Raw genomic sequence first — 12,823 nt, 5'->3', positions numbered from 1 at the left:
ATCTAGTATCAGTTGATTATCCCTATTTTTGATCTTATTATCACAATATTTCCAAATAACTTAAATGAAAGGCGTTTGATTTAGTCTGAATATGGAACTCTCTACTAGCTCATTATATAAATACAGACTATTTAGTCTCCTCTTTTTTATGTGGTGTGTTGTATTGAATTCCTTTGCAACTACTATCACCGTTACTTCAAATTCTGATTCAGGATCAGGTTCTTTACGAGCAGCAATTTCAGCGGCAAGCAGTGGCGATGTCATTAATTTTCACAATTCGCTAGCCAATGATAGTATTGTGCTAACAAGTGGTTTTATTAACATTGGAAATAAACATTTATCAATCCAAGGACTTGGTGCAGATAAATTAAGTATAAGTGGTCGTTATTCTCAAAGCATTTTTGTTGTTTCATCTGGTTTCAATCTTCAGTTGGAAGATTTGACCATTCGAGATGGAAAATCGACTGGATCTAATCAGGGAGGTGCAATACGAAATGCAGGTACCTTAACAGTGAATAGATGTTACTTTGCAAATAATCATGCACTTGCCGAAGGTGGAGCAATATTTAATACAGGTACTGTTTTTATTAATGAAAGCACTTTTTCTTACAATTCAGCCGATTCGGCAGGTGGGGCAATATTCAATTCCGGTGGATTGATAAAAATTCAAAATTCAACAATCTCCTATAACAGTGCTTCTATTGGTGGTGGAATCAATAATAAATCCATTTCATCAGTTGTTCCTATTGCCGAAATTATCAGTAGCACCATTGTATTTAATTATGCTTCGGATAAAGGAGGTGGTTTTGCAAACACTTTCCTTAATTATCAGGATACGGTCATTACAGTTTTCTCAAGCTCAATAATTGCGCTCAATAACTGTTCAAAGTTTTATGGAAATGATATTTATCGAGGACTATCATCTCGTTGCTATATGAATAGCAATGGGTATAATTTAATTGGGAATAGCGATAGTTCTGGATTGCAAGGATCTACAGGTGATATTGTTGGAAACTCCACTAGCCGTATTAATCCATTAGTGGGAAATCTTGGCTATTATGGAGGTTCAACCATGACACATAAATTATTATGTGGAAGTCCAGCCTTGGATAATGGTGATCCTTTCAGCAGTTTAAGCACCGATCAAAGATTATTGTCACGTAACTTCAATGGAATTGCAGACATTGGCTCTTTTGAAAGTCAGGAGGATTTATATATTCCCTTTTTTAACTTAGGGCCAGATGTAGATACTTGCATGGGGGTAGTAATTCTGTACATTGCAGGTCGCGCATCCGATTCAGTAAATTGGCTTAAAACTGACCAAACACTCTTATTAGCAAATAGCAAAAGCTACACACACATTACAGGAGTGAAAGACTCGATAGTTGGAGAGGTAATTAGCCTTGCTGGTTGTGCCGGTTACGATACTGTAATTGTTAGTTTTCATGACAATACAAAGCCTGTCATTTCTAATTGTCCAACATCAATAACAACCTATTCAGGACTTTCTGCTTGTGAAGCAATTGTAAATTGGGCAGAACCTTTTGCAACCGACAACTGTCATGTCGATACATTTTATAGTAATTTCCATTCAGGAGATACTTTTTCCATAGGAACGAATGTGGTCACCTATACGGCAATAGATGATGCCGCTGAATCAACAAGCTGTTCATTCAATGTTATTGTTAAAGATTCAATTAATCCTGTTATTTCTTGTTTATCGGATATTACTACAGTAAATAAATCAAATCTTTGTGGAGATACCATCACTTTTATTCCACCGATAGGAACTGATAATTGTTTGGGAGCTACAATAAAATTGGTTAAAGGATTGAGTCCAGGATCACTGTTTCCGGTTGGTACTACTGAGGAGGTATATGTTGTGTCAGATGTGTCAGGAAATACAGATAGCTGTCGTTTTAATATTACTGTAAACGATATAGAGATTCCGCAAATAGATTGTCGAGCTGATACCATAATCACAGCAGATAGTGGATTATGTGAAGCTGTATTTGAGTATGATCTGCCACTAGTTGAAGATAATTGCAATAATTTAACGCTCACTTTGACAGCAGGCTTGCCAACTGGCAATCCATTTCCAATTGGTGAAACAATTGTTCGTTATGAAGTTGCTGATCCTTCAGGAAATAAGTCTTCATGTTCATTTAAGGTAACTGTAAAAGATGATGAAAAACCGATTATCCAATGTCCTGCAAAAATCGAATCGTGCGATAGCATTGTTGATTTTAATCTGCCTGTGTATAGTGATAATTGTTCATCTTCAACTTTGACACAATTGAGTGGTTTCTCCACAGGCTCGATATTTCCAGTTGGGTCAACCTATAATATTTTTCAAGCAACCGATTTAGCTGGAAATTCAGCAGTTTGTTCCTTAGAAATTCAGGTTCATCCAAAACCTAAAATAGCATTGAGTGCAGATACAACTATCTATTATGGAGATGGTATTTATCTGTATGTGCATACAAATGATTCATTGGATTTTGATTGGACACCTATTAGTTTTCTAGATGATCCTTATTCACATGCACCATTTGCATCACCATCAGCGAGTACAACATTTATTGTGAATGCTACTTCTAAGAATGGATGTATTGCAGCAGATTCAATTTTTATTCAAGTATTATTTGAAGTTTTAATCCCGACAGCATTTACTCCTGGAAATTCAGACGGAATGCTGAAAAATGAAAATTGGGAACTGAAAGGTATCAGGATGTATCCTACCTGTGAGGTAAGTATTTTCAATTCCTGGGGTGATAAAATATTTAGTTCTGTTGGCTACACTAAAGCATGGAATGGAACATTGAACGATCGCGATCTTCCTACGGGAAGCTATTTTTATATTGTAGATTTAAATGATGGTCAAAAGCCATTGAGTGGAACAGTGACAATAATCAGATGATAAAGCGAATTATTATATTATTATTTCTTGCTATGGGCTATTCGTCATATAGTCAGCAAGTTATGTTGCTTAATCAGTATCAGGTCGATCCATTTAGTATCAATCCAGCCTTTGCCGGACAAACCAATCAGGTATATGTCAATTTAAATTACAGAAAACAATGGGCAGGTTTTACAAATGCACCAGCGGTTTATTATTTGAATGCGCATTCGTTACTAGGAGAAAAGCCCCCTAAATCCTATGAACCTATGTCTATAAGGATAGCTGATCCTTCAAAATACGAAAGCCTTTATAAGCGTAAATCAAAAAAAATACGACAAGGAATTGGCGCCAATATTCAAAATGAAAACTTTGGTCAAATAAGGCGTTTCTCAACAGGGATATCATATGCTTTACATATGCAAATCGGAAAAAAATATAACTTATCGGGTGGAATAACCGCAGGTTTATTAACCTATAATTTTTCTTCAGATAATTTGACTTTAATTGAAGCCAATGATCAAACATTTCAAGATTTTGTAGGGCAAAACTTATCAAATAGTTTTTTGAATATTAATGCAGGCTTATTGTTTTATGCTGATAATTTTTACATAGGTTATTCCGCTAATCAGATTTATAAAAACCAAATTTGGTTTGTTTCCAACAGTTCTGCAATTGAATTAAAAACCCATCATATTTTGCATGCTCAATACCATATTTTGAGTAATGGACCTTATAGTTTTAAGCCTGGATTTTTGATGCGATATACTGCTGACGTCCCTCTTTCATTTGATTTATCGACATCAGTGGATTATAATAATAAATATTGGGGAGGTATTATTTACCGCTTTAATAGTGCTATTGCTTTATTTGGAGGAATGAATTATCGAAATATGCGGTTTGCTTATTCATTTGATTTGAATACAAATGCATTGATAAATTATAATTCCGGTAGTCATGAAATTTTAATGGGATTGGTTTTTTAAATTATGAAGAAGATTGCTATCATCTATATCTTGATTTTTTGTTTCTTTGGTTCAAAGGGGCAAAAGCAAATTCAATTCTCAGAACCCGAAAAGCTCAATAGTCATATTAATTCAGAGGCTGAAGAAGGCTTCCCCTTTCTAAGTATGGATGGGAAAAGTTTGTATTATACCAGGACTTTCCATCCTTTGAATGTAGGTGGGAAATTGGCTGGACAAGATATCTGGTTTAGTCAAGGAATAGGAACTGATAACTGGACAGCGTCAATAAATGATTTCCCTTTGTTAAACAATAAAAACAACAATGCTATTGTTGGGCAAAGCAGAGATGGTAAAACCTTATACCTATTAAATGTTTACACTTCAGGTAATTTTATGGAATATGGGATTTCTTCTTGGCAAATTGATAGTGACGAACAACCTGTTAAGATGGAAATACCCAACTTATTTATTAGCGGAAAATATTATGGCTTTTATATGCATCCGGATGGAGAAGTTCTCTTGATCTCAGCCGAATTGGAACGTAGCAAAGGTCAGGAAGATATTTACATTGCCATTAAAGACACGAATGGAAAATGGCAAAAACCTATTAATGTTGGTGGTGCTATTAATAGCTCTGGATTTGAAATATCGCCTTTTATTACAGATGATTTACAAACAATTTATTTTACGTCCTCAGGCCGAGGGGGTAAAGGCGGAGCTGATATTTTCATGTCTACAAAAAGAGGCAAAAAATGGAATAGTTGGCGCCCCGCAAAGAATTTGGGCAAACCTATTAATTCCAAAGGCTTTGATGCCTATTTTATGATTAGAAATGGAGACGCTTATTTTTCATCAAATAGAGATGCTGATCACAGTGATATTTTTTATACGCATATTATTACAAAAGAAGAGTTGGAATCTCTACTTCCTCAACCGCAAACAGTTTATTTTGGATTAAATTCTTATATGATTAGTGGTAGTTCAAAAACCATTCTTGATCAAATTGTGAAGTTGATGAGTGAAAATGAAAACTTACATGTTGATTTGTCGGGTTATACCTGTAAAATTGGTAATGAGTTGGATAATTTAAATTTAGCTGAAATGAGAGCAAATTCAGTAAGTGATTATCTGCAAATCTATGGGATTGACGATGATAGAATTAAGCAACAAACGCTGGGTAATAAAGAAGCCATGAAGTTTGATGATGACGAAAATATCCAAAAAAGTTTTCGAAAAGTCATTATCAATTTTAAGTATATGTAATCCACAAAATACTTCATTCCAAAAAGATATTTATCTACCTTTGCAGTGGTAAGCCCTGTACGACCAGCTCCCTCTTACATGCCCAGGGTCGGAAGGCAGCAAGCTTGAATAGGTTGAGCGGTGCGATACAGGTTGCTTACCATTTTTTATATCCCCTAAATTAACAATATGAAATTTTTTGTAGATACAGCAAACTTGGACGCTATTCGAGAAGTCAACGATCTTGGAATTCTGGATGGAGTAACTACTAATCCTAGTCTGATGGCGAAGGAGGGGATTAAAGGACAGGATAATATTTTAAATCATTATAAAGCAATTTGCGAAATAGTCGAAGGCGATGTTAGTGCTGAGGTAATTGCTACTGATATGGAAACAATGTTGAAGGAGGCTGAAGTTTTGGCAAATATTGCTCCCAACATTGTCGTTAAAGTGCCGATGATTAAAGAAGGATTGAAGGTTATCAAAATTCTTGCATCCAAAGGTATCAAAACAAACTGTACACTGGTATTCTCAGCTGGTCAGGCTATACTTGCTGCAAAGGCAGGAGCTACTTATATTTCACCTTTCCTTGGTCGTTTAGATGATATTAGTCGTGACGGAATCCAATTAATTGACCAGTTGGTGCATATTTTTAATATTCAAGCCTACAAAACGGAGATTTTAGCTGCTTCCATCCGAAGCCCGATGCATATTGTTCAATGTGCTGAACTGGGTGCTGATGTAGTTACATGTCCTCCAGATAGTATTTTAAAACTATTAAACCACCCTTTAACTGATATTGGATTAGAGAACTTCCTGAAAGATTACAACAAATCTCAGGAATAAATTATTCAGCCAAACTTATTGTACCGGTTATTTGATAAAACTTATAATAGCTAAAGGTCGGATCTGATTCGAAACCATTGCTGTATATAATTTCATCTTCAGTTTTTACTCTAACCGATCGGTTAGAATAAACGATATCTTTTCGTTCATCCCAAAATAATTCCTCGGTATTAAGTGTGTCTCCATTAATATTAACGACAACAACACTGTCTTTTAACTCGATCAGCTTTTCATTGGTTATTCGCTTACCATATTTTGAAGTAAGAAATGCATTTGCTCTGCCAGATGGGTCATAAAAAGTAGCTTCAAGCCCGTTTCTCATTTCTGAGTAAGGTTTTTCGCCCCTGAATTGTTCTAATAATGGAGATACTATTTTTGCTTTTACTATGCCGGAATCACTGAAGATAAATTCAATATCAATGGCGGTCTCATTTGGGATATTTCGCTCCTTGGTAATAATATCAACATCTTCCATGCTTTTTTCCTGACAAGCTTGAAAAATGAGTGTGCTAGCAATTAAACTTATTAAAATCGCTTTATAAACTTGCATTATTGAACAAATCGTGCTGTTGTGGATACGTTTATCCAGCAACCAATTGTATATGTATTACCTTCTTTAACGGGTGGATCCTGATAAAATGCGTCTTCTTTGGTAGGAAATCTTGCAGTTAAACTTATGATCTGAGATCCTGCATTTTCAGTACCTTTTGATTTTGCAATTATATATTGGTCGACTGCGGCCCAATAAACAGCTTTTACCTCAAAAGTAGAATTTCCACAGTTTTTAGCACTTTTAGTGTATAAATTACCAATAAACATGTAGGGTGTTCCATCGTTTGGATTAAAGGCTGCTGATTTTTGAGCAAACGAGCGAGCACTGGGGTAATTCCCTTTCACTCCATAAACATCTGCTACAGATAATGCATATTTAGCCTTCAAAACATTATCTTTCTCCTTATTCATTGCTTCTTCAAAATAATGAATAGCTTTATCATATTGCTGCTTATTATTAAAAATAATGCCCAGATTATTAGCAGCTTTTGCAATGGGTTCCATGCTGTAAATTGATTCAGAAATTGCAACATAGGTGTCATTGTCAATACATTTTCTCGCCTCCAAAGTGCTTTGGAATTGCTTGAGCATAACAAGATTATCCTTATTATTTATAAACTGATTTTTGAAATTATTTACCAGAGTTCCACATTTAAGATAATCACCTAAAAGCGAAATGGTATTGGAATAGATTGACTGCCACCCTTTGTCAGTACCACTTGGATCATTAACATTGATAATTTCAATAATTGTTAAAAAGACTTTGATTAATTCGTCCTCAGTTATTTTTGCATTTTTCATCATAAAAGAAGCCGAATATGCCCAATAATACAATACTGTTTTTTCGGATTGATCTTTTCCAATTTCAACCGATTTCTTTAAAATAGAAAATGCTTCATCATATGCTTTTGTTCTGAATTTAAAAAGATCGCTACCTTTTTTGCCTAAAACAAATGCTTCTTCATTATAATATACTATGCGTTGATCATGAAGTGCTAATAAAGAGTCAATTAGTATTTCTTTACGTTCTTTGTTTTTTTCGTCCTTAATGAATTGACTCAACATGTCAGCTCCATTCACATAAATACCTTTGCTATAGCATGGTGCATTTGCTGGAAGATACTGCCAATGAGGGTAAGCATCTTTGAAATTATCTTGCTTATAATATTCATAATACAAAGATTGCTTTTCAATAGTTTTAGCACTATCTGAGCCGTATTTACATGCTAATTCTTCATCTCCAGATAACAAAGAACCTTCTTCTTTTTCGAGATCCTTCACAACTTCTTGCATTCTTGTTTCTACAACTTCTGGTAATTCTGAGACGGTTGGTGTTGTTTTAGCACTGCAGCCCATTATTCCTCCTGCCAATACTATTGACATTAATAAACCTGCTAAATTCATGTTGATTTTCATTTTTAATCTATTTTTCTTTTATTAAACCATCTGTCATTTAACCTAAATCCAAGGTACATATTGACGTATAGTTCTCTAATTATGTCATCTTCTAAAATTCCAATTTTTCCAATTTCAATTCCTGTATTGATAGCTGAACTGCTTCTGCTTACAGGAAATTCAGCTCCGAATGCAATCCCCGATTTAACTGGATTGTAATAACTTACAGGGCTTATATCTAAATTTTGTGGAACATTCATATATGAAAACGCATATTTAATGCCAAATCGGTAACTGATTCGTTTATAGTATAAAGGATCATCTGATTTGCCTGGTATATACTCTGCACCTAAGGTAAATTGTTGGTAATTTGATAATGTTATAGTGGCGTCATTGTGCAAGAATTTAGACCATTCTTCGTATTGGTATTCCAAACCTGCCTGCCATTTATTCTCTTTATAAAGTGAAAATCCTGCTGCAAATTTTTGAGGTATTTCTTTATTAGCTAAGTCATTACTCGTTTGAAATAAAGTGTCTTTATAAGTGACAGAACTGATGTTATTGAGGAAAGTTACGAAACTATTTTCCTGAACAACTTTCAACGAAACAGGAAGAGAGTACGTTACTCCCAAGCCAAGCTTTACTTCATTGAATAAATTTGTATGAAATTGTGCGCCAAAATCAAATCCTGCAGCACCATAAAAGGTGTTGTGCTCTGTGGTTATTCCAAAGTAATCGCTGTTTTCTACAAAAAACAAGGAATGATAAAGTTGTGTATTTCCAAATAAATAGTAGAAGTTAGCTCCTAAACTAAGTTTTTTGAATAAAGTAATAGAAGAACCAATATAGGCCTTGTTAAAACCACCGCTTTTATCAAAAACCTCAGATTTTTGCAATGAATCGGGCATAATCAATTCATCAATAACAGTGTTGTAACCTATTCGGCTAACAGGAAGAAGTCCAAAACTTGCACCCCAACCTTGTTTATAATTAATAGGGAAACCCAAAGCAAAATATCCAAAAGAAATTAAATTTCCTTTATAACCTACATCACCTTGGGCAAGATCATATATGCGACCCTTCATTGCTACATCAAAAGTTGTTAGAATCAAATGGGAGTATGATGCCGGATTCGAAGGAGAAAAGGATTTATTACTTTTCTGAGTGAGTGAAAAACCTGCCATCCCAGCGTTTTCTGCAAAATAATTATCTTCAAGAATTCCTATTCCGTAATGAGAATAGGGGTGTTTGAAATTTTGGGCTTCAACAGCAAAAGCGATTGCTACAAGCATGCTGAAAAGTAAAACTGTTTTTCTATACATTAAATAATAGTATTTGATTGAGCCCATGGAGCAAAAATTTTTCATCCGCAAAAATGCTGTTTTTAAGATTAGTAGCCAAATAATTAGCGTTCCCCCCACATACAATAATTTTCAATGACTTATAATCTTTTTTATAGGCATTAATTGTGCCTTCTATTTCATGAATAATTGCAGTTTGAACACCACTTCTGATGGAAGTTTCTGTATTGGTGCCAATTAATGCAAAGTAGTTCTCTTCAAATTCAATTTTTGGAAGCTGATCTGTAAATTGATTCAAGGCTTTATATCGCATTTCCAAACCAGGGTGAATTGATCCACCTAAGTATTCTCCATTTTCACTTACAAGGTCAACAGTTATGCAACTACCTGCATCAATAACCAAAACATTTTCATTAGTGTATTTTGTGTAAGCAGCAACAGCTAAGCCTAATCGATCTTTTCCAAGTGTGTTTGGTGTTTGGTATAGATTAGTAATAGGGACAGGCGTTTTGGAGCTAAATTCAATTAAGTTTATTGATTTTTTAAGCAGAAAATCCAGGATTTCTGTATCAAGTTGAACCACAGTCGAGATGATACAGTTTTCAAATTCCTTCGATTTTAGTCTATTAATAATAATTTCTGTTTCAGTTATTGAGATACGTTCAAAGAATTGAATTTGATCGTCTTCGAAAAGAGCTACTTTCAAAAATGTATTCCCAAAATCTAAAATAAGGTTCATTGGCTATTAATCAATACACAATATTAAATAAAGCATAATGAACATGAAAATACTTTGCCAATTTTTTATACCCAATGTTTATGCCTGAGCTTTTCAACGTTAATATAAATTAAGTGTTAAATTTGAAGCATATTATCAAAGGGTCATCTATTTATAAATAATAAAAAGCAATTTGTGGCAGAAAAGAAAGTAAAAAGGAAAAGAGCATCCTACTTTTCACCTCTGGTGAGCATTACTCTTGTTTTGTTTCTAATTGGATTGTTTGGCATGTTGGTTTTTTATGCCGACCAACTGAAAGATTATTTGAAAGAGAACTTACAGGTTAATGTTTTTTTTATTGATGATGCCAAGGAAGCAGACATTCTTCGATTACAAAATATGTTGGATAATGAAACCTTCGTTAAAGCCACAAATTATGTTGATAAAGAGGCAGCTAAAATATTAATGACTGAAGAATTGGGTGAAGATGCACACGAAGTTTTGGGTTTTAATCCTTTTCCAGCTTCACTTGATGTTCATGTTCATGCAAATTATGCACAGGTAGATAGCCTGAGCATTTTTAAAGAAAATATCGAGATTTTTCCATTTGTCAAGGAAGTGTCCTATCAGAAAGTAATTCTTGAAAATATTGACAAATATGTTCGAATTGGCGGATTGGCTATATTGGGTTTTACAACCATATTTTTTCTTATAGCATTAATTCTGATAAATAATACGATCAGATTAACACTGTATTCAAAACGATTTTTAATCAAAAGCATGCAGCTTGTTGGTGGCACTAAAGGTTTTATTCGTAAACCATTTATATACAAAGCTGTTACTTATGGCTTTATAGGAGGTGTTATTGCCAATTTAATGTTGGCAGGATTTATTTATGCATTTTCGAATTGGCTTCCATTTACAATAATGGGGAATCTGATTAATAATTTGATCCTTTCTGGCTCATTATTGGTATTGGGAGTATTTCTTACATTCATCAGCAGTTATTATTCTGTTCGCAAATATTTGCGAACGAAATTGGACGATTTATATTAAACAATAAAATAAATAAAATGGCTAAGGCTAAAGGTAAAAAAGTTGAAAAAGTTCCTCAGCAGGAAGCAGCACCTAAACAAGCTAAAGAGACTTTTGCGTTAGGAAAAGAAAACTATATTTTAATGGCAATTGGAGTTCTGATAATGGTGATTGGATACATACTAATGGCTGGTAAAGATGATATTTTTAGTTTTGGAAATACGAGTTTGCCGGTAATCATCGTGATATCAGGATTTGTTTTTGAATTCTATGCAATTTTAAAGAAACCCAAAAGCAACTCAGAGCAAGAGTAGTTGGCCTTAAAGGATTATCGTGGATTGGATACAAGCTCTTATTTTAGGTCTCGTTCAAGGACTTACTGAATTTCTCCCCGTTAGTAGTAGTGGACATATAGAATTGGGTAAAGCATTAATGGGTGTTGATGCTGAAAGAAGTTTGACGTTCACAATAGTTGTACATGGAGCTACTGTTTTAAGTACTATTGTTGTATTTCGTAAAGATCTTATCGATATTTTTAAAGGATTATTCAAATTCAAATGGAATTCAGAAACTGATTATACCACTAAGATTATTCTTTCCATGATTCCTGCTATATTGGTAGGCCTATTTTTAGAAGATCAGTTAAAACCATTTTTTGAAGGGAATGTCCTTTTGGTTGGTATTTTCTTGTTAGTAACTGCTGGTCTGTTGGCTATTACATATTATGCACCCAAAACAACGAAAGATATTAATTATCCTAAAGCCCTTTTAATTGGACTGGCTCAAGCAGCGGCTGTAATTCCTGGAATATCAAGATCAGGAGCTACCATTGCAACTGGTTTATTAGCAGGCATCGATAAGGAGAAAATTACTAAGTTTTCTTTTCTCATGGTTTTGATACCTATCATTGGTAAAAACCTTTTGGAAATGTTTAGTGGGGAATTAACTTCTGGTGCTGGTATCGATCCAATGGCACTATTAGTAGGTTTTATTGCGGCATTTGCATCAGGACTAGTTGCCTGCAAATTGATGATTGGCATTGTCAAAAAGGGTAAACTTATTTATTTTGCCGCTTACTGTTTGGTCATTGGACTTATCGCAATCCTATTTGGGTTAATCTAAATTTCGCCTCAAGAATTTGTTAGCTAAAAACAGCATATCCAACCTTATTGACTTTTCAGCTGGAGAAGTCATTCTAATTGATAAACAACAAGGTATTAGTAGTTTTACCATTATACGCATGCTTAAACGCATTGTACGTATAAAAAAGATAGGACATGCCGGAACTTTAGATCCTATGGCCACTGGTTTGGTGATACTGTGTACGGGGAAAATGACCAAGCAAATTGAACAATATCAAGGACAAGAAAAAACATACGAAGGAGTAATTACGCTTGGTGGAATAACACCTTCTTATGATGCTGAAACAGAGGTGTCAGAATCCTTTGATTATAGCAAAATAAAAATAGAGGATATAGAAACTGCCCGAAAGAGTTTTATTGGCGAAATTGAACAAATTCCTCCAATTTATTCAGCATTGAAAGTTGGTGGCGAACGCCTATATAAAAAAGCTAGAAAAGGTGAAAAGGTGGAGATTAAATCACGAAAGGTAGAGATTTATTCTTTTGATATATTGGATGTTAGTTTGCCTAAAGTAAGATTTAGGGTAAAATGTAGTAAGGGAACTTATATTCGTTCGCTTGCTTATGATTTTGGACGAGCTCTACAAAATGGGGCTTATTTAACAGAATTAAGGCGTACTTTTATAGGAGATTATGCTGTAAGCGATGCACTTTCGATTCAAGAATTTGAGGTAAAAATTGCAGCTGCTCAAGAGGTGATATTATAATGAGAGTATTTAGAAAAATAT

The 12,823-nt window shown here is 34.3% G+C and carries 12 protein-coding genes and 1 other RNA gene; 9 read left to right on the top strand and 4 right to left on the bottom strand.

Annotated features, from left to right (window positions below):
• The first annotated feature begins 91 nt into the window (after positions 1-91).
• From HOG71_00680 to fsa, 5 genes are all read left to right on the top strand, one after another.
• A complete protein-coding gene (locus HOG71_00680) occupies positions 92-2,920 on the top strand; it encodes an HYR domain-containing protein (GenBank protein ID MBT5989345.1) in 2,829 nt (942 codons plus the stop codon).
• Complete coding sequence (locus tag HOG71_00675) at positions 2,917-3,885, top strand: PorP/SprF family type IX secretion system membrane protein (GenBank protein MBT5989344.1); 969 nt, start codon at positions 2,917-2,919, stop codon at positions 3,883-3,885. The genes HOG71_00680 and HOG71_00675 overlap by 4 nt, the downstream gene beginning before the upstream one ends.
• A 3-nt stretch (positions 3,886-3,888) precedes the next feature.
• Entirely contained in the window at positions 3,889-5,127 is a 1,239-nt protein-coding gene (locus tag HOG71_00670) for an OmpA family protein (GenBank protein ID MBT5989343.1), read from the top strand.
• 46 nt (positions 5,128-5,173) lie between these two features.
• An RNA gene (ffs, locus tag HOG71_00665) (signal recognition particle sRNA small type) lies at positions 5,174-5,272 on the top strand.
• A gap of 23 nt (positions 5,273-5,295) precedes the next feature.
• Positions 5,296-5,952, top strand: coding sequence for a fructose-6-phosphate aldolase (fsa, locus tag HOG71_00660; protein MBT5989342.1), 657 nt, complete (start codon positions 5,296-5,298; stop codon positions 5,950-5,952).
• A gap of 1 nt (position 5,953) precedes the next feature.
• Here the strand turns inward: fsa and lptC are convergent, their stop codons facing one another.
• Genes lptC through HOG71_00640 form a run of 4 tightly spaced genes read right to left on the bottom strand, consistent with a single transcriptional unit; the run spans position 5,954 to position 9,939 of the window.
• The gene (lptC, locus tag HOG71_00655; GenBank protein MBT5989341.1) at positions 5,954-6,502 is read right to left on the bottom strand and encodes an LPS export ABC transporter periplasmic protein LptC; all 549 of its coding nucleotides are present in this window, start codon (positions 6,500-6,502) and stop codon (positions 5,954-5,956) included.
• Positions 6,502-7,920, bottom strand: a complete 1,419-nt coding sequence (locus HOG71_00650) for a tetratricopeptide repeat protein (protein ID MBT5989340.1) — start codon at positions 7,918-7,920, stop codon at positions 6,502-6,504. Before HOG71_00650 ends, lptC begins: the two co-directional genes overlap by 1 nt.
• A 2-nt stretch (positions 7,921-7,922) precedes the next feature.
• A complete protein-coding gene (locus HOG71_00645; protein ID MBT5989339.1) occupies positions 7,923-9,221 on the bottom strand; it encodes a hypothetical protein in 1,299 nt (432 codons plus the stop codon).
• On the bottom strand, positions 9,214-9,939 hold the full coding sequence (locus HOG71_00640; GenBank protein ID MBT5989338.1) for a type III pantothenate kinase: 726 nt from the start codon (positions 9,937-9,939) through the stop codon (positions 9,214-9,216). The genes HOG71_00645 and HOG71_00640 overlap by 8 nt, the downstream gene beginning before the upstream one ends.
• 174 nt (positions 9,940-10,113) lie before the next feature.
• On the opposite strand from HOG71_00640, the gene HOG71_00635 reads away from it, so the two are divergent.
• From HOG71_00635 to truB, 4 genes are read left to right on the top strand one after another with little or no spacing between them, the layout of a single operon-like run.
• A complete protein-coding gene (locus HOG71_00635; protein ID MBT5989337.1) occupies positions 10,114-10,974 on the top strand; it encodes a cell division protein FtsX in 861 nt (286 codons plus the stop codon).
• Between the two features lie 17 nt (positions 10,975-10,991).
• A complete protein-coding gene (locus HOG71_00630) occupies positions 10,992-11,267 on the top strand; it encodes a DUF3098 domain-containing protein (protein MBT5989336.1) in 276 nt (91 codons plus the stop codon).
• 19 nt (positions 11,268-11,286) lie between these two features.
• A complete protein-coding gene (locus tag HOG71_00625; protein MBT5989335.1) occupies positions 11,287-12,075 on the top strand; it encodes an undecaprenyl-diphosphate phosphatase in 789 nt (262 codons plus the stop codon).
• A 34-nt stretch (positions 12,076-12,109) separates the two neighbouring features.
• Entirely contained in the window at positions 12,110-12,802 is a 693-nt protein-coding gene (gene truB / locus HOG71_00620) for a tRNA pseudouridine(55) synthase TruB (GenBank protein MBT5989334.1), read from the top strand.
• The last annotated feature ends 21 nt before the right edge of the window (positions 12,803-12,823 follow it).

It is taken from the genome of Bacteroidota bacterium, from assembly GCA_018698135.1.
In the GTDB taxonomy this organism is placed as follows: domain Bacteria; phylum Bacteroidota; class Bacteroidia; order CAILMK01; family JAAYUY01; genus JABINZ01.
This window is presented reverse-complemented; position numbering and strand designations above follow the sequence as displayed.